The sequence below is a fragment of the Streptomyces sp. NPDC041129 genome (assembly GCF_055592265.1).
Map to the genome: position 1 here is coordinate 91,386 of NZ_JBVIYV010000007.1, position 21,938 is coordinate 113,323.

General features: G+C 71.4%; 20 protein-coding genes. 11 read left to right on the forward strand and 9 right to left on the reverse strand.

All coding sequences use genetic code 11. The features are described from left to right. Window positions 1-71 precede the first annotated feature (71 nt). Window positions 72-641 carry a dienelactone hydrolase family protein gene (locus ACZ6B1_RS22750; RefSeq protein ID WP_468781035.1) on the forward strand — a complete coding sequence of 190 codons (570 nt, stop codon included), beginning with the start codon at window positions 72-74 and terminating at the stop codon, window positions 639-641. Between the two features lie 19 nt (window positions 642-660). On the opposite strand, the gene ACZ6B1_RS22755 is transcribed toward ACZ6B1_RS22750, so the two are convergent. From ACZ6B1_RS22755 to ACZ6B1_RS22770, 4 genes are all read right to left on the reverse strand, one after another. After that, complete coding sequence (locus ACZ6B1_RS22755) at window positions 661-2,331, reverse strand: alkaline phosphatase D family protein (protein WP_468781037.1); 1,671 nt, start codon at window positions 2,329-2,331, stop codon at window positions 661-663. Between the two features lie 92 nt (window positions 2,332-2,423). Further along, entirely contained in the window at window positions 2,424-3,242 is an 819-nt protein-coding gene (locus ACZ6B1_RS22760) for a thioredoxin domain-containing protein (RefSeq protein ID WP_468781038.1), read from the reverse strand. A gap of 79 nt (window positions 3,243-3,321) precedes the next feature. Further along, window positions 3,322-4,014 carry a hypothetical protein gene (locus tag ACZ6B1_RS22765; RefSeq protein WP_468781561.1) on the reverse strand — a complete coding sequence of 231 codons (693 nt, stop codon included), beginning with the start codon at window positions 4,012-4,014 and terminating at the stop codon, window positions 3,322-3,324. A gap of 67 nt (window positions 4,015-4,081) precedes the next feature. Continuing rightward, window positions 4,082-5,407, reverse strand: coding sequence for a DUF2252 domain-containing protein (locus ACZ6B1_RS22770; RefSeq protein ID WP_468781040.1), 1,326 nt, complete (start codon window positions 5,405-5,407; stop codon window positions 4,082-4,084). 224 nt (window positions 5,408-5,631) lie between these two features. Between ACZ6B1_RS22770 and dnaE the strand changes: the two genes are divergently transcribed. Further along, window positions 5,632-9,171, forward strand: coding sequence for a DNA polymerase III subunit alpha (dnaE, locus tag ACZ6B1_RS22775; RefSeq protein WP_468781042.1), 3,540 nt, complete (start codon window positions 5,632-5,634; stop codon window positions 9,169-9,171). A gap of 101 nt (window positions 9,172-9,272) precedes the next feature. On the opposite strand, the gene ACZ6B1_RS22780 is transcribed toward dnaE, so the two are convergent. Beyond that, the gene (locus ACZ6B1_RS22780; RefSeq protein ID WP_468781044.1) at window positions 9,273-9,452 is read right to left on the reverse strand and encodes a hypothetical protein; all 180 of its coding nucleotides are present in this window, start codon (window positions 9,450-9,452) and stop codon (window positions 9,273-9,275) included. Between the two features lie 225 nt (window positions 9,453-9,677). On the opposite strand from ACZ6B1_RS22780, the gene ACZ6B1_RS22785 reads away from it, so the two are divergent. The 4 genes from ACZ6B1_RS22785 (at window position 9,678) to ACZ6B1_RS22800 (ending at window position 13,521) form a co-directional block, all read left to right on the forward strand. After that, window positions 9,678-10,895 (forward strand): NYN domain-containing protein, encoded by a 1,218-nt coding sequence (locus tag ACZ6B1_RS22785; RefSeq protein ID WP_468781046.1) that lies wholly within the window; start codon window positions 9,678-9,680, stop codon window positions 10,893-10,895. A gap of 59 nt (window positions 10,896-10,954) precedes the next feature. Continuing rightward, window positions 10,955-11,968, forward strand: a complete 1,014-nt coding sequence (locus ACZ6B1_RS22790; protein WP_468781047.1) for an ABC transporter ATP-binding protein — start codon at window positions 10,955-10,957, stop codon at window positions 11,966-11,968. Window positions 11,969-12,032: 64 nt separating this feature from the next. After that, on the forward strand, window positions 12,033-12,854 hold the full coding sequence (locus tag ACZ6B1_RS22795; protein ID WP_468781049.1) for an ABC transporter permease: 822 nt from the start codon (window positions 12,033-12,035) through the stop codon (window positions 12,852-12,854). Window positions 12,855-12,888: 34 nt separating this feature from the next. Beyond that, the gene (locus ACZ6B1_RS22800; protein ID WP_468781051.1) at window positions 12,889-13,521 is read left to right on the forward strand and encodes an AAA family ATPase; all 633 of its coding nucleotides are present in this window, start codon (window positions 12,889-12,891) and stop codon (window positions 13,519-13,521) included. A 376-nt stretch (window positions 13,522-13,897) separates the two neighbouring features. Here ACZ6B1_RS22800 and ybaK read toward each other — a convergent pair whose 3' ends face one another. From ybaK to ACZ6B1_RS22820, 4 genes are all read right to left on the reverse strand, one after another. Continuing rightward, window positions 13,898-14,398 (reverse strand): Cys-tRNA(Pro) deacylase, encoded by a 501-nt coding sequence (gene ybaK / locus ACZ6B1_RS22805; protein ID WP_468781053.1) that lies wholly within the window; start codon window positions 14,396-14,398, stop codon window positions 13,898-13,900. Between the two features lie 24 nt (window positions 14,399-14,422). After that, window positions 14,423-15,160: an LON peptidase substrate-binding domain-containing protein gene (locus ACZ6B1_RS22810; protein WP_468781055.1), complete on the reverse strand. Its 738-nt coding sequence runs from the start codon at window positions 15,158-15,160 to the stop codon at window positions 14,423-14,425. A gap of 11 nt (window positions 15,161-15,171) precedes the next feature. Beyond that, entirely contained in the window at window positions 15,172-16,224 is a 1,053-nt protein-coding gene (locus tag ACZ6B1_RS22815; RefSeq protein WP_468781057.1) for a hypothetical protein, read from the reverse strand. 131 nt (window positions 16,225-16,355) lie between these two features. Further along, complete coding sequence (locus ACZ6B1_RS22820) at window positions 16,356-17,933, reverse strand: oxidoreductase (protein ID WP_468781058.1); 1,578 nt, start codon at window positions 17,931-17,933, stop codon at window positions 16,356-16,358. 179 nt (window positions 17,934-18,112) lie between these two features. Between ACZ6B1_RS22820 and hisD the strand changes: the two genes are divergently transcribed. The 5 genes from hisD to hisH are packed head-to-tail and all read left to right on the forward strand — an operon-like array spanning window position 18,113 to window position 21,935. After that, window positions 18,113-19,438, forward strand: coding sequence for a histidinol dehydrogenase (hisD, locus tag ACZ6B1_RS22825; protein WP_468781060.1), 1,326 nt, complete (start codon window positions 18,113-18,115; stop codon window positions 19,436-19,438). Next, a complete protein-coding gene (locus ACZ6B1_RS22830) occupies window positions 19,435-20,541 on the forward strand; it encodes a histidinol-phosphate transaminase (protein WP_468781062.1) in 1,107 nt (368 codons plus the stop codon). The genes hisD and ACZ6B1_RS22830 overlap by 4 nt, the downstream gene beginning before the upstream one ends. Beyond that, window positions 20,538-21,131 (forward strand): imidazoleglycerol-phosphate dehydratase HisB, encoded by a 594-nt coding sequence (hisB, locus tag ACZ6B1_RS22835; RefSeq protein ID WP_030743584.1) that lies wholly within the window; start codon window positions 20,538-20,540, stop codon window positions 21,129-21,131. The genes ACZ6B1_RS22830 and hisB overlap by 4 nt, the downstream gene beginning before the upstream one ends. Window positions 21,132-21,135: 4 nt before the next feature. Beyond that, window positions 21,136-21,300: a hypothetical protein gene (locus ACZ6B1_RS22840; RefSeq protein WP_199210187.1), complete on the forward strand. Its 165-nt coding sequence runs from the start codon at window positions 21,136-21,138 to the stop codon at window positions 21,298-21,300. Next, window positions 21,291-21,935: an imidazole glycerol phosphate synthase subunit HisH gene (gene hisH / locus ACZ6B1_RS22845; RefSeq protein ID WP_468781065.1), complete on the forward strand. Its 645-nt coding sequence runs from the start codon at window positions 21,291-21,293 to the stop codon at window positions 21,933-21,935. The genes ACZ6B1_RS22840 and hisH overlap by 10 nt, the downstream gene beginning before the upstream one ends. Window positions 21,936-21,938 lie beyond the last annotated feature (3 nt).

A 21,938-nucleotide genomic window follows, 5' to 3' on the forward strand; every position in this document is an offset into this window, starting at 1 on the left:
ACATGTGAGTTCGGCACGCAACTGGGTACGGCGGTTCCGGCCCCTCCCCGTCCGGCTGGCACGATGGCCTCATGAACATCATGCTCTTTCACTCGACCTACGGGCTCAGGCCCGCGGTGCGCGAGGCCGCGGACCGGCTGCGCGCGGCGGGCCACGAGGTGTGGACGCCGGACCTCTTCGAGGGGCGCACGTTCGGGACGGTCGAGGAGGGCATGGAGTTCAAGGAGCGGATCGGCAAGGACGAGTTGCTGAAGCGGGCCGTGCTGGCGGCCGCGCCGTACTCCGAGCGCGGTCTCGTGTACGCCGGGTTCTCGCTCGGCGCGTCAGTCGCCCAGACGCTGGCCCTCGGCGACGAGCGGGCGCGTGGCCTGCTGCTCCTGCACGGCACGTCGGACATCGCGCCGAACGCGCAGGTGGACGAGCTTCCGGTGCAGCTCCACGTGGCCGAGCCGGACCCGTTCGAGACGGACGACTGGCTGAGCGCCTGGTACCTGCAGATGGGCCGGGCGGGCGCGGACGTGGAGGTCTACCGGTACGCCGGAGCCGGTCACGTCTACACCGACCCCGGCCTGCCGGACTACGACGAGGAGGCCGCCGAGGCCACCTGGCGGGTGGCGCTCGGCTTCCTCGACAGTCTGTAGCCGCGCCCGGAGCCGACGGCTACACCGGGTCGTAGGTGCGCTCGACCTTCTGCGTGCCGCTGCGGGTGCGGTACGAACGCACCCAGGCGGAGGTCGCGTTCGTGTCGGTGCGGTCGGACAGGACGTAGTAGTCCATCTGCGCGCGGTCGGCGGTGATGTCCAGCACGCCGTAGCCGTGCCGGTCGGTGTCCACCCAGTGGACGTGCCGGTTGGCGGCCCTGATGACCGGCGAGGCGACGGCCGAGACGGTGCCCTCGGGCACCTTCACGATGTCGTCGAGGTTGTCGGAGGTGACCGACGTGATCACGAACTCGGTGGCCGCCGACGCCGACAGCGGGTAGGTGCCCGCGTCCACCGGCACGTCGTTGGCCCACGCCATGTGGATGTCACCGGTCAGGAAGACGGTGTTGCCGATGGCGTTCGAGCGCAGATGGGCGAGGAGTTCGCGCCGGTCGTCGGTGTAGCCGTCCCACTGGTCGGTGTTGACGGCGATGCCCTCCTGCGGCAGACCCAGCAGCTTGGCGAGCGGCTTGAGCAGGTCCGCGGAGAGCGAACCGACGGCGAACGGCGAGATCATCACGGAGTTGCCGACCAGCCGCCACTTGGTGTCGGAGGCCTTCAGGCCCGCCTTGAGCCAGTCGAGCTGTGCGCGGCCGGTGACGGTGCGGTCCGGGTCGTCCACCGAGCCACTGGCCGTGGAGGCCTGCTGGGAGCGGAAGGAACGCAGGTCCAGCAGGGAGAGGTCGGCGAGCTTGCCGAAGCGCAGCCGCCGGTAGGTGGTGCCGGCGATGGCGGGACGGACCGGCATCCACTCGAAGTAGGCCTGCTTGGCGGCGGACTGACGGGCCGACCAGGTGCCCTCGGCGCCCTCGGTGTGGTTCACCGCGCCGCCGGACCAGGCGTTGTCGGCGAACTCGTGGTCGTCCCAGATCGCGATGACCGGCGCCTTCACGTGCAGGGCCTGCAGGTCGGGGTCGGTCTTGTACTTGGCGTGCCGGATCCGGTAGTCGGCGAGGGTGAGGATCTCGTTCGCCGGCGCGTGCGGCCGTACGACCTTGCCCCGGGCCGCGTACTCACCGGACTTGTACTCGTAGATGTAGTCGCCGAGGTGCAGCCAGGCGTCCAGGTCGTTGCGGGCCGCGAGATGGCGGTAGGCGGAGAAGAAGCCGGCCTCCCAGTTGGCGCAGGAGACCACGCCGAAGCGCAGGGAGGACACGGCCGCGTCCGCCGCCGGCGCGGTGCGGGTGCGCGCCACCGGGGAGTCGGTGCCGCCGGAGGAGAAGCGGAACCAGTAGTCGGTGGCCGGCTGCAGGCCGCGGATGTCGGCCTTGACGGTGTGGTCGGCGGCGGCCGTCGCGGTGGTAGAGCCCTTGGCGACGATGCTGGTGAACGCCTTGTCCCGGGCGACGACCCAGCTGACCTCGGTGTCCGGGCCGAGTCCGGACCCCGGTATCGCCTCGGGTACCGGGGTCACCCGGGTCCACAGCAGGATGCCGTCGGGCAGCGGGTCGCCGGAGGCGACGCCGTGCAGGAAGGCGGGAGCCTGGTCGGCCGCGCGAGCCGGAAGGGTGGCGGCGAGCGGGCCGGCCAGCACAGCCGTCGCCGCCGCGGCCTTGACGACCGTACGGCGGCGGGGCGAGAGGGAGTTGAGGCCTTGGTGTGCCTCGGATGATCTGTATCGACTGGTCACGACCGATCAGGTTACTGATCGGTATGCGCGAGAGCGGGCGAACTCCGAAAGTTCGCCCGCTCTTCACGCGGTAATCCGGTTCTGACGCGAGGTCAGCCCTTCAGGGCCGCGTCCACCACCCGGTTGTAGTCGGCCACCGTCATGGGCGGGTTGCCCTGGCTGTCGGCGGTGAGCTTCTTGCCGTCCATGACGAAGCTCGGCGTGCCCGACACACCGTCCTTGTTGTCGTCGAAGGACTTGGACATCGCCATCGCCCAGGCGTCGTACGTCCCCTTCTTGACCGCGTTCTGGAACTTGGAGTTGTTCTTGAGCGCGGGAACGGTGTCGGCGACCTTGATGAGGTAGTCGTCGCTCTTGAACTTGTCCGTCTGCTCGTCCGGGTGGAACTTCGTCGAGTAGAGCGCGCCCTTGTACTCGAGGAACGCCTCCGGGCTCACGTCGAGCGCGGCGCCGAGCGCGCTCAGCGCGTTCTTGGAGCCCACGCCGTCCTCGCGGTCGATGAACGTGGCGCCGATGAACTGGATCTTGTACTTGCCGTCGTCGATGTCCTTCTTCACCGTCGAGCCGACCGTCTGCTCGAACTGGGCGCACACCGGGCAGCGCGCGTCCTCGTAGACCTTCAGGGTCTTCTTGGCGGTGTCCTTGCCGATGACGACCGTGGTGCCCTTGGTGCCCGCGGTGTTGGCCGGGGTGACGACGCTGGAGGCGTCCTTCAGCCCGTCCCAGTAGCCGGGCTTGCCGGCCTGGACGACGGCGTAGCCGATGCCGCCCGCCGCGGCCAGTACGGCCACGACCGAGCCGGCCACGATGATCTGCCGCTTGGCCTTGTCGCGCTTGGCCTGCCGCTCGCGCTCCTGGCGCAGCCGCTCCCGGGCCGCCGTCTTCGCCGACTGGCTGTTCCGCTTGCTCATAGTGATGATCTCCATGTGGGACGCGCACACGTCGTACGCGGATACGTGTGGGGGACTGGTCGTGCTCAGCGGTCGCCGCTCAGACGAGGGCGAGGGCGCGGGAGCGCGGCGGTCCACGCCGTCCCAGGGAGTGCACGAGGAGCCGGTCGCGGGCGACGGCCGGCCAGGGGGCCGGGCGCGCCGGCCGGCGGACCGGCAGCGGCCGCACGGTGCCCGCGGCCGCCGCCAGCAGCAGCGGCCGGAAGGTGGTGGCCGTGACCGCGCCCAGCAGCTGGGCCAGGGCCCGCTCGCCCCGGCGCAGCCAGGCGGCGGCCAGCAGCCCCACGCCGAGGTGCGCGGCGAGGAGCAGCCAGGCGGCGGCCGGGCCGGCGTCCGCCAGCGGGACCACGGCACCGCGGCCGGGCGCGCCGGTCACCTGGGCCAGTGGCGTGCCCACACTGCCGCCCCGGCACAGCACGTCGAAGCCGAAGGCGTGCAGGGGACCCGCGACCGGGCCGCCCGCCCTGCCGTAACAGGATTGCTGGCCGGTGGTGAACACGGTGTCGGCGGCCAGCTCCAGCGGGATCAGCAGGGCCGCGATCCGGCCGAAGCCGCGCTCGCGGTCCGCCAGCGCGTACGCGGTGACGAACACTGCGGCGGCGACCGCGGTCACGGTCGCCGCCGGCAGCGGGGCCCTGGACAGCAGAACGTGCGACGCGGTGCTGAGCGTCACGACCACTGCCGTGAACAGCGCCGCGCGTACGGCTCTGAGCTGGGTCCCGGAGATGTCCATGGTGACTACAGAGTCTGTCACGTACGCCGGTAAGGGACTCCTAAAGGGTGCCTGTGAGTCCCGAGGGTCACAGCCCCGGGATCCGGCCGTTGCGGAACAGGTCGAGGAAGATCTGGTGGTCGGCACGCGCGCGTGCGCCGTAGCCGTGCGCGAAGTCCACCAGGAGCGGCGCGAAGCCCTCCTCGTCGGCCGCGAGGGCCGCGTCGATGGCCCGCTCGGTGGAGAACGGCACCAGCGACTCGCCGGAGGTGTCGTCCGCCGCCGCGTGCATCGTGGCCGTGGCCCGGCCCAGGTCGGCGACGACGGCCGCGATCTCCTCCGGGTCGTCGATGTCGCCCCAGTCCAGGTCGACCGCGTACGGCGAGACCTCGGCGACCAGCTGCCCCGCGCCGTCCAGCTCGGTCCAGCCCAGCCACGGGTCGGCGTGCGCCTGCAGCGCGCGCTGGGAGATCACCGTGCGGTGCCCCTCGTGCTGGAAGTACTCCGCGATCGCCGGGTCCGTGATGTGCCGGGAGACCGCCGGGGTCTGGGCCTGCTTGATGTAGATCACGACGTCGTTCTCCAGGGCGTCGCTGTGCCCCTCCAGCAGGATGTTGTACGAGGGCAGGCCCGCCGAGCCGATGCCGATGCCCCGGCGGCCCACGACGTCCTTCACCCGGTAGGAGTCCGGGCGGGCCAGCGAGGTCTCCGGGAGCGTCTCCAGATAGCCGTCGAAGGCGGCCAGCACCTTGTAGCGGGTGGCGGCGTCCAGCTCGATGGAGCCGCCGCCCGGCGCGAACCGGCGCTCGAAGTCGCGGATCTCCGTCATCGACTCCAGCAGCCCGAAGCGGGTGAGCGAGCGGGCGTCACGCAGCGCGTCCAGCAGCGGGCCCTGCGCGGTGTCCAGCGTGAACGGCGGCACCTCGTCGCTCTTGGCGCCCGTGGCCAGGGCGTGGACGCGCTCCCGGTAGGCCTCGGCGTAGATCGTCACCAGCTCGGTGATCTGCTCGTCGCTGAGCGCCTTCGCGTAGCCGACGAGCGCGATGGAGGCGGAGAAGCGCTTCAGGTCCCAGGTGAACGGGCCGACGTAGGCCTCGTCGAAGTCGTTGACGTTGAAGACGAGGCGCCCGTTGGAGTCCATGTAGGTGCCGAAGTTCTCCGCGTGGAGATCGCCGTGGATCCACACGCGCGAGGTGCGGTCGTCCAGGTACGGGCCGCCGCGCTTCTCGGCGTCGAGGTCGTGGTAGAAGAGGCACGCCGTGCCCCGGTAGAACGCGAAGGCCGAGGCGGCCATCTTCCGGAACTTCACCCGGAACGCGGCCGGGTCGGCGGCCAGGAGCCGGCCGAAGGCGGTGTCGAAGACGGCGAGGATCTCCTCGCCGCGCTGCTCGTCGTTGAGCTCGGGGACCGACATCGCGGAGTGCCTCCTGGTGCGGGACGGTGGTGCGGGAATGTGGGTGCGGGGAACGACAGCGTCTCCGCCGTCTTCAACGGGCGACGCCACGCGGGAGTGCCCGGTTCCCGGACGAAGGTACGCGGGGATGCCCCGCGTGTGTCAGTGCCCGGGCATAGACTTCGACGCTGACCCCCAGTCTGTCCGCCAGCCCGTCGCCCAGTGTTTCCGCCGGAGGCCACACCGTGTCGAAGCCGCCCTTCACGCACCTGCACGTCCACACCCAGTACTCGCTGCTGGACGGTGCCGCGCGGCTCAAGGACATGTTCAACGCCTGCAACGAGATGGGCATGACGCACATCGCCATGTCCGACCACGGCAACCTGCACGGGGCGTACGACTTCTTCCATTCCGCGAAGAAGGCCGGAATCACCCCGATCATCGGCATCGAGGCGTATGTCGCGCCCGAGTCCCGACGCAACAAGCGCAAGATCCAGTGGGGCCAGCCGCACCAGAAGCGGGACGACGTCTCCGGTTCCGGCGGCTACACCCACAAGACGATCTGGGCGGCGAACTCGACGGGTCTGCACAACCTCTTCCGGCTCTCCTCGGACGCCTACGCCGAGGGCTGGCTCCAGAAGTGGCCCCGGATGGACAAGGAGACGATCTCCCAGTGGTCCGAGGGGCTGATCGCCTCCACCGGCTGTCCCTCCGGGGAGCTGCAGACCCGCCTTCGCCTCGGCCAGTTCGACGAGGCGCTGAAGGCCGCCGCCGACTACCAGGACATCTTCGGCAAGGACCGCTACTTCCTGGAGCTGATGGACCACGGCATCGAGATCGAGCACCGGGTCCGTGACGGCCTCCTGGAGATCGGCAAGAAGCTCGGCATCCCCCCGCTGGTCACCAACGACTCCCACTACACGTACGCGCACGAGGCGACCGCCCACGACGCGCTGCTGTGCATCCAGACCGGCAAGAACCTCTCCGACCCCGACCGCTTCAAGTTCGACGGCACCGGCTACTACCTGAAGTCCACGGACGAGATGTACGCCATCGACTCCTCGGACGCCTGGCAGGAGGGCTGCCGCAACACCCTGCTGGTGGCCGAGCAGATCGACACCACCGGCATGTTCGAGGCGAAGAACCTCATGCCGAAGTTCGACATCCCGGACGGCTACACCGAGGTCACCTGGTTCAAGGAGGAGGTCCGCCGCGGCATGGAGCGGCGCTTCCCCGGCGGCATCCCCGAGGACCGCCAGAAGCAGGTCGAGTACGAGATGGACGTCATCATCCAGATGGGGTTCCCGGGCTACTTCCTCGTCGTCGCCGACTTCATCATGTGGGCGAAGAAGAACGGCATCGCGGTCGGTCCCGGGCGTGGCTCCGCGGCCGGCTCGATCGTCGCCTACGCCATGGGCATCACCGACCTCGACCCGATCCCGCACGGCCTGATCTTCGAGCGGTTCCTCAACCCCGAGCGCGTCTCCATGCCCGATGTCGACATCGACTTCGACGAGCGCAGGCGCGTCGAGGTGATCAGGTACGTGACCGAGAAGTACGGCGCCGACAAGGTCGCCATGATCGGCACCTACGGCAAGATCAAGGCGAAGAACGCCATCAAGGACTCCGCGCGCGTGCTGGGCTACCCGTACGCGATGGGCGACCGGCTCACCAAGGCCATGCCCGCCGACGTCCTCGGCAAGGGCATCGACCTCGACGGCATCACCAACCCCTCGCACCCGCGCTACAACGAGGCGGGCGAGATCCGCTCGATGTACGAGAACGAGCCGGACGTCAAGAAGGTCATCGACACCGCCAAGGGCGTGGAGGGCCTGGTCCGGCAGATGGGTGTGCACGCGGCGGGCGTGATCATGTCCAGCGAGCCCATCGTCGACCACGCCCCCATCTGGGTGCGGCACACGGACGGCGTGACCATCACGCAGTGGGACTACCCGCAGTGCGAGTCGCTCGGCCTGCTGAAGATGGACTTCCTCGGCCTGCGCAACCTGACGATCATGGACGACGCCGTCAAGATGGTGAAGTCCAACAAGGGGATCGACCTCGACCTGCTGGCCCTGCCGCTCGACGACCCGAAGACCTTCGAACTCCTCCAGCGCGGCGAGACCCTCGGCGTCTTCCAGTTCGACGGCGGCCCCATGCGCTCCCTGCTGCGGCTGATGAAGCCCGACAACTTCGAGGACATCTCCGCCGTCTCCGCGCTCTACCGGCCCGGCCCGATGGGCATGGACTCGCACACCAACTACGCGCTCCGCAAGAACGGCCTCCAGGAGATCACCCCGATCCACAAGGAGCTCGAGGAGCCGCTCGAAGAGGTCCTGGCCGTCACCTACGGCCTGATCGTCTACCAGGAGCAGGTGCAGAAGGCCGCCCAGATCATCGCCGGGTACTCGCTCGGCGAGGCCGACATCCTCCGCCGCGTGATGGGCAAGAAGAAGCCGGACGAACTGGCGAAGAACTTCACCATCTTCCAGGCCGGCGCCAAGAAGAACGGCTACAGCGACGAGGCGATCCAGGCGCTGTGGGACGTGCTGGTCCCGTTCGCCGGCTACGCCTTCAACAAGGCGCACTCCGCCGCGTACGGCCTGGTCTCGTACTGGACCGCCTACCTGAAGGCGAACCACCCCGCCGAGTACATGGCCGGACTGCTCACCTCGGTCAAGGACGACAAGGACAAGTCGGCCGTCTACCTCAACGAGTGCCGGCGCATGGGCATCAAGGTGCTCCCGCCCAACGTCAACGAGTCGGTGCACAACTTCGCCGCCCAGGGCGACGACGTGATCCTCTTCGGCCTCGAAGCCGTGCGCAACGTCGGCTCGAACGTGGTGGAATCGATCATCAAGAGCCGCAAGGCCAAGGGCAAGTACGCCTCGTTCCCCGACTACCTCGACAAGGTCGAGGCGGTCGCGTGCAACAAGCGCACCACGGAGTCGCTGATCAAGGCGGGCGCGTTCGACACCCTGGGGCACACCCGCAAGGGCCTCACCGCGCACTTCGAGCCGATGATCGACAACGTGGTCGCGGTCAAGCGCAAGGAGGCCGAGGGCCAGTTCGACCTCTTCGGCGGCATGGGCGAGGAGACCAGCAGCGAGCCCGGCTTCGGACTCGACGTGCAGTTCGCCGAGGACGAGTGGGACAAGACCTATCTGCTCGCCCAGGAGCGGGAGATGCTCGGTCTGTACGTCTCCGACCACCCGCTCTTCGGCCTGGAGCACGTGCTGTCCGACAAGGCCGACGCGGGCATCTCCCAGCTCACCGGCGGTGAGCACGCCGACGGCGCCGTCGTCACCATCGGCGGCATCATCTCGGGCCTGCAGCGCAAGATGACCAAGCAGGGCAACGCCTGGGCGATCGCCACGGTGGAGGACCTCGCCGGTTCCATCGAGTGCATGTTCTTCCCGGCCACCTACCAGCTGGTGTCGACCCAACTGGTCGAGGACGCCGTGGTGTTCGTCAAGGGCCGCCTCGACAAGCGCGAGGACGTGCCCCGGCTCGTCGCCATGGAGCTCATGGTCCCGGACCTGTCCAACGCGGGCACCAACGCGCCGGTGATCCTCACCATCCCGGCCACCAGGGTCACCCCGCCCATGGTCAGCCGGCTCGGCGAGATCCTCAGCCACCACAAGGGCGACAGCGAGGTCCGGATCAAGCTCCAGGGCCCGCGTAAGACCACCGTGCTGCGCCTGGACCGCCACCGGGTCAAGCCCGATCCGGCGCTCTTCGGCGACCTGAAGGTGCTGCTCGGCCCGTCCTGCCTGGCCGGCTGAACCAGGGCGCCGGGCAACCGGGCCGGAGCGCCGCGCCGATGACGAAGGGGCGCACCCTCACCGGGTGCGCCCCTCCTGTATGCCTGGGCTTCAAATGCCCTTTAGTTGTGGCCGAAGCTCTTCTGCTTCTTACGGGAAGCGTCAGAGGGGCTGCCCGCGACGCCCGCCATGGAGGACTCGGGTTCCTCCGAGGCCGGACGCTGAGCGCGTTCCGCTGTGTGCTCGGCCTGCGGAGCGCGGTTCTGCGGGCCACCCTGCTTGCGGTTCTTGTTCTTGGCCATGGTGATCTGCCTCCTGAAGGGGATCTAGGGGCCAGGGCCGGGATCAGATTCACATACGCTGACATCAGCCGCATGTCGGATAATTACCGTGTGTGACAGGGGAGGTGGGCGAACCGGCTCCCTGAACGCCACGCCGAAGATCGAGTTCCGGCCGTTAACGCCCGTCCGTTCGGGCAGACTCGAAGGAAGTCCGAAGCAAAGCCTCCCGGGAAGAGGGTGAGTCGCGTGGACCGTTGCATCGTCCTGGTGGACGCCGGGTATCTGCTGGGCGCCGCCGCCAGCCTCCTCGCCGGTGAGCCCTCGCGGTCCCGGATCACCGTCGACCACGCCGCGCTGATCCAGGCCCTGCGCGAACGCGCCGAATCGGAGACCGAACGCCCGCTGCTGCGCATCTACTGGTTCGACGGCGCCCCCGACCGGGTCCCCCAGCCGGAGCATCGCCGGCTGCGCGTGATGCCCCGGGTCACCGTCCGGCTGGGCGCGCTGACCCGCAGTGACGGACGCTGGGCGCAGAAGGGCGTGGACGCCGCCATGCACGCCGAGCTGACCGAGCTGGCACGCAACCGCGCCTGTTCCGACATCGTCCTGGTCACCGGCGACGGGGACCTGCTGCCCGGGATGATGGCCGCCAAGGAGCACGGCGTCGCCGTCCACCTCTGGGCCGTACAGGCCGCCGACGGCGACTACAACCAGTCCGAGGACCTGGTCGCCGAGGCCGACGAGCGGCGGGTGCTGGACCGGGCCTGGATCACCCAGGCGGTCCGTGCCAAGGAGCTGACCGGTGTCTGCGCCCCGCCGCCCGCGCCCCGCCCCGAGATCGCCGCGATCCTCTCCGCACCGCTGCCGGACTCCGCGCTCACCGCGGGCGCCGAACGCCCCGCCGAGGAGGGCGCCCACCCGCCGGCCGCCACCGAGCACAGCACCCAGGGCCGGGCGGCCGCTCCCAAGGGAGTGCCCACCCCCAAGGACCTCGCCGCGCTGCGCGCACCCGGCGCACAGGCCGTGCAGCACCCGACGACCGCGACCCTCAGGTGGTCCTCCGACAAGGGCTGGGTGGACCGTCCGGGAGCGGTCGCCGAGCCGCCCGAGGTCGCCTCCATGCCGACCCTCGCCCAGCTCACCACCGCCGAGCAGCGGTGGGCCGACCGGGAGGAGGACATCACCACCGTCGGCGGCGATCCGTACGAGGTGGGGCAGGTCTTCGCCCGCCGCTGGATCTCCCGGCTCGGCGACCAGAACCACGTGCAGCGGCTGTCCACCATGTATCCCCGCATTCCGCACCGCATCGACGGCGAGCTGCTGCGGTACGCCGCGCGCTTCGGTCTGCTCGCCCACAAGGACGACCAGATCGACGAGCACGACCGTTACGCCATCCGGGCGGGCTTCTGGCGCGAGGTCGACGTCCCGGCGGCCACCGAACAGCACGCGCCCGCCGCCGACTGACCCCCTGTGGCCGCCCCCAAGGACGAGTGAAGGCCCTCGACCCCGTAGTCTCGTCACTTGTGAGTACGCGCGCGGCACAGGCACTTCGGTACGACGAGGTCGTACGCGTGCGTGGGCTCACCAAGACCTATCCGCCCGTGAAGGGGCGGCGCGGGGCGCCGGGCACGCCCGAGGTGCGGGCCACCGACGGGGTGGAACTCGAGGTGCGGCGCGGCGAGATCTTCGGGCTGCTCGGGCCGAACGGCGCCGGCAAGTCCACCCTCGTACGCCAGCTCACCGGGCTGCTGCGGCCGGACGCGGGCGGCGTCGAGATCCTCGGCCACGACATCGTCAGACACCCCAGGCTGGCCGCCCGGATCCTCGCCTACCTGGGGCAGGAGTCCTCCGCCCTGGACGAGCTGACCGTGGCGCTCGCCGCCGAGACCACCGGACGCCTGCGCGGTCTGGACGTACGGCGGGCACGGGCCGAGCGGGACGCCGTGCTCGAGGAACTCGGTCTCACACCGATCGCCGGCCGGGCGCTGAAGAAGCTGTCCGGCGGCCAGCGGCGGCTCGCCTGCTTCGCCGCCGCCCTCGTCGGGGAACGGCCGCTGCTCGTGCTCGACGAGCCGACCACCGGCATGGACCCGGTGGCCCGGCGCGCGGTGTGGGCGGCCGTGGACCGGCGGCGGGCCGAGCGCGGCACGACCGTGCTGCTGGTCACCCACAACGTCATCGAGGCGGAGACCGTGCTCGACCGGGTCGCCGTCCTGGACCAGGGCCGGGTCATCGCCTGCGACAGCCCCGCGGGGCTGAAGGAACAGGTCTCCGGCGAGGTACGGGTGGAGCTGGTGTGGCGGGAGCGGGCGCCGCTGGACGTGCCCGAGGTCGCCGTGCTGCGCGAGCGGGCCACGGAGTCCGGCCGGCGCTGGACGCTCCGGCTCGCGCCCGAGGAGGCCCGGGCCGCGGTCGCCACGGTGACCGGCGGCGCCGCCTTCGCCGCCCTGGACGACTTCACGCTCGCCACACCCAGCCTGGAGGACGTGTACCTGTCGCTGGGCGGGGCGGCCCGGCAGGGGCTGGTGAGGGCATGAGCGCGCGGACCGCGGAATGCGTACGGGTGTGCGCCAGGGCCGTAGGGAAGAGGAGCACCGCGTCGTGAGTGTCGTACCCGCCGAGGTTCTGCCCGGCGGCGCCCGGGCCGTGCCGGAGGCGGCCGGGGGCGCGGCCGAACTCGGTCCGCCCGCGCGGCTGTGGCCGTCGCTGGTGGCCGTCTACCGGGCGCAGCTTTCCCGGGCCCGGGTGGCCCGTATCCCGCTGCTGTTCGTGGCGACCTTCCAGTCCGTCGGCATCACCGTGATGATGCGGGGCGTCGTGGACAGCGGCAGCGAGGCCCAGTCCGTGGTGGCCGGGTCCTCGGTGCTGGTCGTCGCATACGTGGCGCTGAACCTGCTGTCGCAGTACTTCGGGCAGCTGCGGGCCAGCGGCGGACTCGACCACTACGCCACGCTGCCGGTGCCGCCGGCGGCGGTGGTGCTGGGCGCGGCGGGGGCCTACGCCTCCTTCACCGTGCCGGGGACGCTGGTGACCGCCGTCTTCGGCTGCGTGCTGTTCGGGCTGCCCCTGTCCAACCTGTGGATCCTGGTGGCCGTCATCCCGCTCGCCGGGGCCGCGCTCGCCGGGCTCGGCGCCGCCTGCGGCCTGCTCGCACCGCGGCCCGAGCTGGCCACGCTGCTCGGCCAGCTCGGCATGTCGGCGGCCCTGCTGCTGGGCGTGCTGCCCGCCGACCGGATGCCGGAGATCATCCGTCTCGCCCGGGACCTGCTGCCCTCGACCTACGGTGTGGAGGCGTACGCGCGGACCTTCGGGGCACACCCCGACTGGGCCGTCGTCCTGGCTGACCTGGGGGTGTGCGCGGGTGTCGGAGTGGTCTCGCTGGCCGCGGCGACCTGGGCGTACCGCAGGGCGGCCGTCCGGTGACGCGGCTCACGGCACGACCTGGCACGATGTCAGGGTGACCGCACCGCTGACTCCGCCCCCGCCGCCGCACGACGACTCCGCAAACCAGGTCCGGCAGGCCCCGCCTGCCGGGGCTCCGTTCGCGGGCATGTACGAACAGGACGGCCCCGGGATGAAGACCGAAGTGCGGGAGGCCGCGGTGATCACCGTGGCGGTGACCCTGGGCGGGGTGCTGCTCGGGCTGCTGTGGTGGTGGATGGCGCCGCACGTGCCGCTGATCGGCGACCACGTCGACAAGAGCTGGGTCGTCTACATCAAGGACACCGAGGGCGAGCAGGCGGTCGGCGTGGACGGCACGTTCACGCTGCTGGGGCTGGCCCTCGGGCTGGTCAGCGCGGTCGTGGTGTTCCTGTGGCGACGGCGTGGCGGCGTGCCCCTCGTGGTGGCGCTGGGCCTCGGCGGACTGCTGGGCTCGCTGCTGGCCTGGCGGCTCGGTGTCTGGCTGGGGCCCGAGTCCGATGTCATAGCCCACGCCAAGGCGGTGGGGAAGGGCGTGACCTTCTCGGCCCCGCTGAAGCTCGGGGCGAAGGGCGCGCTGCTGGCCTGGCCCCTGGCCGCGCTGCTGGTCCACCTGGGGCTCACAGCACTGTTCGGCCCCCGGGACCCCGAGGAGCCGTACCCGGTGTGAGGCGCTTGTCCCTTGCGGAGCATTGGCCGGTCCGCCGCCCGAAGCCCCGTGGTGCACCCTCCCGGCCTGACGCGCCGAAGTCGCGGCAAGCCCGCCCGGCGTGACGTGCCGGGTCCCTGTGGAGCTGTGCCGCCCCGCCTGACGCGCCGAGGCCTCAGCAAGCCGTGCCCGGCGTGACGCGCGGAGCGCCGTGGAGACGTGCCCGCCTGACGGGCCGGGCCCGGTCCGGCCTGACGCGCCGGTGCCCCGGGGAGCCCAGGTTTCGTGAGCCGTGTCCGGCCTGCCGCCCGTGCCCCGTGGAGCCCTGCCCCGGCTGACACGCCGGTTCCCCGACGAGCCGTACCCCCGCCCCACTCACCGCGGCAGCCCGGGTGGGTCAGTCCCGGCCGATCGGGGCCAGCACCGCTTCCGTGAGCGCGGCCAGGTCCGCCGGCGCGAGTTCGACCTCCAGGCCCCTGCGGCCCGCCGAGACGCAGATGGTGGCGTGGGCTCCGGCCGAGTCGTCCAGGACCGTGCGGAGCCTCTTGCGCTGGCCCAGCGGGGAGATGCCGCCCCGGACGTAGCCGGTGGTGCGCTCGGCGATGGCCGGGTCCGCCATGGCAGCCCGCTTGCCGCCCACCGCCGCCGCCAGCGCCTTCAGGTTCAGCGTGCCGGAGACCGGGACCACCGCCACCGTGAGCGCGCCGTCGACGTCGGCCACCAGGGTCTTGAAGACCCTGTCCGGGGAGACGCCCATCGCCTCCGCGGCCTCCTCGCCGTAGGAGGGGTGGGCGGGGTCGTGGTCGTAGGCGTGGACGGTGTGGTCCACGCCCGCCGCGGTCAGCGCCACGGTGGCGGGCGTGCCGCCGGACTGCTGCTTCTTGGACTTCTTCGCCATCGGGGGTGCCGGGCCTCGGTTCGCTCAGTTCCTGCTGGTCGGCGCCCGCGTCAGCTCGAACGCGGGCAGGGACGGCAGACTACGGATGATCGCCGCCTCCGAGCGAAGGAGTTTCAGCTCGTCCCTGAGACGGGAGGCGGTGTCCGGGGCCTGGAGCAGCCGCTGCTTCGTCGGCGTGTCCAGCACCATGGCGGCGGCCACCAGGTAGGAGACCACTGAGGGGTCGTCGGGCAGCTCCGTGCCCGCCAGCGAGCGCTCACGGGCGCCCGCCAGGCGCTTCTGGTACTGGCGGAACGAGCGCAGGACACCCTCGGCCAGCGCGCCCGCCTCGTCTCCGGGCTCCTCCGTCAGCTCCTCCAGCTCAGCCGTCAGGAACGGGCCCGACGCCTCCACGGACAGCAGCCGCACCCGGGTCGTCCCGGTCGCCAGCACCTCGAAGGTGCCGTTGTCGCGCTCCCGGATGGTCGCCGCGTCCGCCACACATCCCACACTGTGGAACGACTTGAGGGGGTCCGGACCGAAACCGGCGGCCGGTCCCCGTTCGGGCTGCGCCGTCGGATCCGGCATGCCCGGAGCGCTCGGTGCCACCTCGTGGCCGTCGCGGATCGCCACCGCGGCGAACCGGCGCGGCTCGTCCTCGGGGGTCTTCAACAGCTCGCGCATCATGGCGCGATACCGCTCCTCGAAGATGTTCAGGGGCAGCACGAGCCCCGGGAACAGCACCGAGTTCAGCGGGAACAGGGGCAGACGGACGGTGGTCACGGCGACCCAGCCTAATGGTCGGCGGCGGGCGCTCGGCCGCGGTGCCCGCTCAGCGGCCGCGGCGGCGTCTTCACCAGCCCGGAGAGGAAGGCCGGGGGAGCGGGTCCGAGGAGCCCCTCGCGCAGCAGCAGGAACTGGCCGAGCGGGTCGTCGGAGAACCGCTCCCAGGGGTACGAGGTGGCGTACGGGCCGATGAGGCCGAGCTGGGCGCGCGCGTCCTCCCACCGGCCCAGCCGGACGAGCAGGTACAGCAGCTTGTTGCGGATCTGGGCGGGCCCCGGGGTGGCGGCCGGGAAGCGGGCGGAGAGCGACACCGCCCGGTCGGCGGCCGCGTGCAGCCGCTCGCGCGGCACCTCGGGCCCGCAGTCGTCGGTCAGATAGCCGAAGGCCGCCCGGGCCGGCAGCGCCTGGACCAGGGCTCCGGCCGGGGCGTCCTGCGCGGCGCGGTCGGCGAAGTCGAAGCACTCGCGGTGCGAGCCGTGCCAGAAGGTCCCCAGATACCGCAGGGCGGCCACATGGCAGCCGTAGTGGTGCGGGGCGCGCCGGATCGCCGCCTCCCACAGCTCCTCGAAGTAGCGGTGGCCGGCCCGGGAGCCGCGCGCGTGGTCGAGGGCGATCCGCCAGGGCACCGGATCGCGGTCGTCGGCGCGGGCGGCGGCCGTGATCAGCGGGCTCACCTCGCGCAGCAGCTCGGCGCGGGCCGGTGAGGGCCAGGCACGGTCCACCGCGAGCTGGGCCCCGACCAGCGCGACGTCGGGGTCGCCGGGGGCGGCCGTGCGCCAGGCCTCGAACCACTCGGGACGGGAGCGGGCGAAGGCCGCGAGCCGCCTCGTGTAGCGGTCGCGGTCCTCCCACTGGCCGGCCGCGCGCGTGGCGGCGAGCAGTCCGGCGGCGGCGCCGTACTCGCCCCGGCCGGCCGCGACCAGCGCGGGCGAGAGGTGGTCGTCGGGCGCGTCGAGGACGGCCTCGAAGCCGCCCTGGGGCGGGGCGGAGGGGTTCGAGGCGCGTCGTGTCGTCCGGGTGGGGCGGAGGAACGCGGGCAGCAGAGCCATGGTGTCGACCATTGAAAGACCCAGGTCGGGGGAGCGCCAGAGGGTCCGGCCAAGTCGTGAAAGGTTGTACGACATAAGGTCAAGGACGGGCAAAAGGTGACCGTTCAACTATTGTGATGTACCTGACCGTGAGCCGTAGGCCCTCAGCTCCGCCGCAGCAGCCGCGTCGCCCCCGCCGCCACGGTGGTCGCGAGTATCCAACCCATGATGATCATCACCGCGGACAGCCACTGCCAGCCGCCGCGGAGCTGCCACTGGCCGACCTGGCCCAGGTCGATCACCGGCAGCAGCAGGTCCAGCGTGAACAGGGCGGGGCTCCAGGACGGATGCTCGCCGGAGTCCACCGGCGGATGCTCGGCGTGCGCGAAGGCGAGCGTGCCCGCCGCCCACAGCACCGCCATCCACACCGCCGCCCGGCCCGGCCGGTAGCCGTAGGCCACCGCCCAGTCCTGCACGAAGCCCCAGACCTTGCCCGCCGGCGGCAGCGTCTCGCGGCGCCGGCGCTGCTTGGCGAGCAGCACCTCGCGCGCGTCCTCGTCCTCCCCGGCCGCGCGCAGCACCGAGGCCAGCCGCTCGTACGGCTCCGGGTTGTACTCGGCGGTCGCCGCCGCCACCCAGTCGAGCCGCCGGGTCAGCGGGAACGGGCCGCGCGGGACCAGGCTCTCGTAGGTGAAGCCGCCCATGTGCAGGTTGCCCGGGCCCGGCCAGCTCCCCGCGCGGTCCACCAGGTTGACGACGCGCGCGCCGGACAGCTTCACCTGCCCGCGCTGCGGCCGGTCGCCCAGGAAGCGCAGCTCCGGCGTCTGCACCCGGCGCAGCGACAGGTCCTGGTCGTCGGTGAGGACGAACCGGGCCCGCTCCAGGTCCACGGCGTCCCCGAACCGGCCGTCGTCCAGTCGTACCCCGCCCTGGCACTCGAAGCGCTGGATCCGGGTCCCGCGCGCGGGGGTCGTCCCGCTCAGCAGCGGATTGCCCACGCCCGCCGGGGTCAGGTACAGGGTGCGCTCCACCGTCAGCTGAGGGGCGTTCAGGGCGAGCCGCGCGTACGGATTGGCCAGTTTCGCCCCCCGCAGGCTCAGCGAGCCCCCGACCTGAGCGCCGCGCAGGCTCAGCTCGCCGTGCGACTCCAGCAGCTCCGCCTGCAGGTCCTGGCCGACGCTCATGCCGTCCGCGGCGATCGAGCGACCGCTGCGGTCCCGGTGGACGACCGCCTGGTTCAGCAGCAGGTCCGTCCCGATGTGCGCGTCGGTGAGCCGCACCCCGGTCTGGAAGCGGCAGCGCGGCAGGTGCAGGTCGCCCTCGGTGGTGACCCGGGCCGCCTCCAGCCGGGGCAGCGCGCAGTTCACCAGGCGCACGGTCGTGAAGCGGGCCTCGGGAAGCAGGACCTGGTCGTCGAAGCGGCAGCCGCGCATCTCCACGTACGGCGTGACCGTGCCGCCCGCCAGCTCCAGCGTGCCGGTGATCCGCACGCCGGCCAGCTTCAGCGCGGCCACCCGCCCCGCGAGCGCGGGTGGCCCGTCCAGCAGCAGCCAGCAGACGATGCGCGCCCTGACGCTACGCTCCGGACCCCAGGGGTGCCCGCCGTGCGGATCGTCCACCACCGCGTCACCGCTGCTCAGTTCGTACACACTGCCGTTGCGGAAGGCCTGCCACATACCGGCCTCGGCGGCCGTCAGGCCCTCCGGCAGATCTCCGGCGTCGCTGCCGGCCCCCTCGGTCACCGCTCTTTCCTTCTTCCTCGACCACTGACAGGTCTTCTGCCTCGTACACCCGTTCATGCCCGCTGAGTGACGCCCGGCACACTAGACGTGAAGGTGATCTTCCACGTTCCGGCCACGTTCTGTATCAGCCATTGATACGCGCGGACGTCCAGGGGCGCGGGTCTGAGAGAATTGAGTACGTGATCTCCCGAATCGATCTGCGCGGCGACGCCCTCCCCGAGGGCCCCGCCCTGCGCGACCTGCTGCCCCGAGCCGACTTCGACGTCTCGGCCGCCCTGGAGAAGGTGCGTCCGATCTGCGAGGCCGTGCATCATCGTGGCGACGCGGCGCTGATCGACTTCGCCGAGAAGTTCGACGGAGTGCGGCTGGAATCCGTCCGTGTCCCGGCCCGGGCGCTGACCGAAGCGCTCGAGGCCCTCGACCCGGCCGTGCGCGCCGCCCTGGAGGAGTCCATCCGCCGGGCCCGCCTGGTCCACCGCGCACAGCGCCGTACGACGCACACCACCCAGGTCGTGCCCGGCGGCTCCGTGACCGAGAAGTGGGTGCCGGTCGAGCGTGTCGGGCTGTACGCGCCCGGCGGCCGATCCGTCTACCCCTCGTCCGTGATCATGAACGTGGTCCCGGCGCAGGAGGCCGGGGTCGAGTCGATCGCGCTCGCCTCCCCGGCACAGGCCGACTTCGGCGGGCTGCCGCACCCGACGATCCTCGCCGCCTGCGCGCTGCTCGGCGTGGACGAGGTCTACGCGGCCGGCGGCGCCACGGCCGTCGCGATGTTCGCGTACGGCACCGAGTCCTGCCCGCCGGCGAACATGGTCACCGGCCCCGGCAACATCTGGGTCGCCGCCGCCAAGCGCTACTTCACCGGGAAGATCGGCATCGACGCCGAGGCCGGCCCGACCGAGATCGCGATCCTCGCGGACGACACCGCCGACCCGGCGCACGTCGCGGCGGACCTGATCAGCCAGGCCGAGCACGACCCGCTCGCGGCGGCCGTGCTGGTCACCGACTCCACCGAGCTGGCCGGCGCGGTGGAGAAGGAGCTGGAGCCGCAGGTGGCGGCCACCAAGCACATCGAGGACCGCATCCGCCCGGCCCTGGCCGGCAAGCAGTCCGCGATCGTCCTCGTGGACGGCGTCGAGGAGGGCCTCCGGGTCGTCGACGCGTATGGCGCCGAGCACCTGGAGATCCAGACCGCCGACGCCGGCGCGCTCGCCGACCGGGTGAAGAACGCCGGAGCGATCTTCATCGGCCCCTGGGCGCCCGTCTCGCTCGGCGACTACGCGGCCGGGTCCAACCACGTCCTGCCCACCGGCGGCTGCGCCTGCCACTCCTCCGGCCTGTCCGTCCAGTCCTTCCTGCGCGGCATCCACATCGTCGACTACACGCAGGACGCGCTGGCCGAGGTCGCGCACCACGTGGTCACGCTGGCGGAGGCGGAGGACCTGCCCGCGCACGGCGCGGCGATCAAGGCGAGGTTCGGGTGGAAGGTACCGACGAGCAAGTGACCGGCATCGACGATCTGCCCGTACGGGACGAGCTGCGCGGCAAGTCCCCCTACGGCGCGCCCCAGTTGGACGTCCCCGTACGGCTGAACACCAACGAGAACCCCTACCCGTTGCCCGAGCCGCTGGTCGAGCGGATCGTGGAGCGGGTGCGGGAGGCCGCCCGCGACCTGAACCGCTACCCCGACCGGGACGCGGTCCAGCTCCGCACCGAGCTGGCCAAGTACCTGACGAACACCGGAAAGTATCCGCTCGGCATCGAGAACGTCTGGGCGGCCAACGGCTCCAACGAGGTCATCCAGCAACTGCTGCAGACCTTCGGCGGACCGGGCCGCACGGCCATCGGCTTCGAGCCGTCGTACTCGATGCACGCGCTGATCGCGCGCGGCACGGGCACCGGCTGGATCTCCGGGCCCCGCGGCGAGGACTTCACCATCGACCTCGCCGCCGCCCGGCGCGCGATCGCCGAGCACCGGCCCGACGTCGTCTTCGTCACCACCCCCAACAACCCCACCGGCAACGCCGTTCCGCCCGAGACGGTCCTCGGGCTGTACGAGGCGGCCCAGGCGGCCAAGCCGTCCATGGTGATCGTGGACGAGGCCTACATCGAGTTCAGCCATGGCGAGTCGCTGCTGCCGCTGCTGGAGGGCCGGCCCCACCTGGTCGTCTCGCGCACCATGTCGAAGGCGTTCGGCGCCGCCGGACTGCGCCTCGGCTACCTCGCCGCCGACCCGGCGGTCGTGGACGCCGTGCAGCTCGTCCGGCTGCCGTACCACCTGTCGGCGATCACCCAGGCGACCGCCCTGGCCGCCCTGGAGCACACCGACACCCTGCTCGGCTACGTCGAGCAGCTCAAGTCCGAACGGGACCGGCTGGTCGCCGAGCTGCGCGCGATCGGCTTCGAGGTGATCGAGTCCGACGCGAACTTCGTGCAGTTCGGCCGGTTCGACAGCGCCCACGAGGCCTGGCGGAAGATCCTCGACCGGGGCGTGCTGGTCCGGGACAACGGCGTACCCGGGTGGCTGCGGGTGTCCGCCGGCACCCCGGAGGAGAACGACGCGTTTCTCGACGCGGTCCGTGAGTTGCAGAAGGAGACCCAGTCATGAGCCGCGTCGGACGCGTGGAGCGCACCACCAAGGAGACCTCGGTACTGGTCGAGATCGACCTCGACGGCACCGGCAGGACCGACATCGCCACCGGCGTCGGCTTCTACGACCACATGCTCGACCAGCTCGGCCGGCACGGCCTGTTCGACCTCACCGTGAAGACCGACGGCGACCTGCACATCGACTCCCACCACACCATCGAGGACACCGCCCTCGCGCTCGGCGCCGCCTTCAAGCAGGCCCTCGGCGACAAGGTGGGCATCTACCGCTTCGGCAACTGCACGGTCCCGCTGGACGAGTCCCTCGCCCAGGTCACCGTCGACCTCTCCGGCCGGCCCTACCTCGTGCACACCGAGCCCGAGAAGATGGCGCCGATGATCGGCGAGTACGACACCACGATGACCCGGCACATCCTGGAGTCCTTCGTCGCCCAGGCGCAGATCGCCCTGCACGTGCACGTGCCCTACGGGCGCAACGCGCACCACATCGTGGAGTGCCAGTTCAAGGCGCTCGCCCGGGCGCTCCGCTACGCCTCCGAGCGCGACCCGCGCGCGGCCGGCATCCTCCCGTCGACGAAGGGCGCGCTGTAACCCCATGACCGGTCTGTCCACCGTCCTGATCGTCGTCGGCCTCTTCCTGGTCGGCGGCATCATCTCCTTCGCCAAGCAGAAGATGCCTACCAGCCTCATCGTGCTGCTCTCGATCGGTGCCGCGATGTGCCTGGTCGCGGGCGTCATGCGGCTGGAGGTGTGGAATTGAGCGGCAAGAAGGTCGTCGTCTTCGACTACGGCTTCGGCAACGTCCGCTCCGCCGAGCGCGCCCTCGCGCGCGTGGGGGCCGACGTCGAGATCACCCGCGACTTCGACCGTGCGATGAACGCCGACGGCCTGCTGGTGCCGGGCGTCGGCGCGTTCGCCGCCTGCATGCGGGGCCTGCGCGCGGCCCGCGGTGACTGGGTCGTCGACCGCCGGCTGTCCGGCGGCCGGCCGGTGATGGGCATCTGCGTCGGCATGCAGATCCTCTTCGCACGCGGCATCGAGCACGGCGTGGAGGCCGAGGGCCTCGACGAGTGGCCCGGCACGGTCGCGCCGCTCGAGGCCGACGTCGTGCCCCACATGGGCTGGAACACCGTCGACGCACCGGAGGGCTCCGAGCTGTTCGCCGGCCTCGACCAGGACGCCCGCTTCTACTTCGTGCACTCCTACGCCGTCCACGACTGGGCCCTGGAGACGAACAACCCGCTGATCGCGGCCCCCAAGGTCACCTGGTCCACGCACGGCAGGCCCTTCGTGGCGGCCGTGGAGAACGGCGCCCTGTGGGCCACCCAGTTCCACCCCGAGAAGTCCGGCGACGCCGGTGCCCAGCTCCTCACCAACTGGATCGGAACCCTGTAGACC

Bases quoted from the DNA above. Each gene is read 5' to 3' on its own strand.
- ACZ6B1_RS22750 (WP_468781035.1), top strand. From the start codon at position 72: ATGAACATCATGCTCTTTCACTCGACCTACGGGCTCAGGCCCGCGGTG.
- ACZ6B1_RS22760 (WP_468781038.1), bottom strand. From the start codon at position 3,242: ATGAGCAAGCGGAACAGCCAGTCGGCGAAGACGGCGGCCCGGGAGCGG.
- ACZ6B1_RS22765 (WP_468781561.1), bottom strand. From the start codon at position 4,014: ATGGACATCTCCGGGACCCAGCTCAGAGCCGTACGCGCGGCGCTGTTC.
- ACZ6B1_RS22770 (WP_468781040.1), bottom strand. From the start codon at position 5,407: ATGTCGGTCCCCGAGCTCAACGACGAGCAGCGCGGCGAGGAGATCCTC.
- ACZ6B1_RS22780 (WP_468781044.1), bottom strand. From the start codon at position 9,452: ATGGCCAAGAACAAGAACCGCAAGCAGGGTGGCCCGCAGAACCGCGCT.
- ybaK (WP_468781053.1), bottom strand. From the start codon at position 14,398: ATGGCGAAGAAGTCCAAGAAGCAGCAGTCCGGCGGCACGCCCGCCACC.
- ACZ6B1_RS22815 (WP_468781057.1), bottom strand. From the start codon at position 16,224: ATGGTCGACACCATGGCTCTGCTGCCCGCGTTCCTCCGCCCCACCCGG.
- hisB (WP_030743584.1), top strand. From the start codon at position 20,538: ATGAGCCGCGTCGGACGCGTGGAGCGCACCACCAAGGAGACCTCGGTA.
- ACZ6B1_RS22840 (WP_199210187.1), top strand. From the start codon at position 21,136: ATGACCGGTCTGTCCACCGTCCTGATCGTCGTCGGCCTCTTCCTGGTC.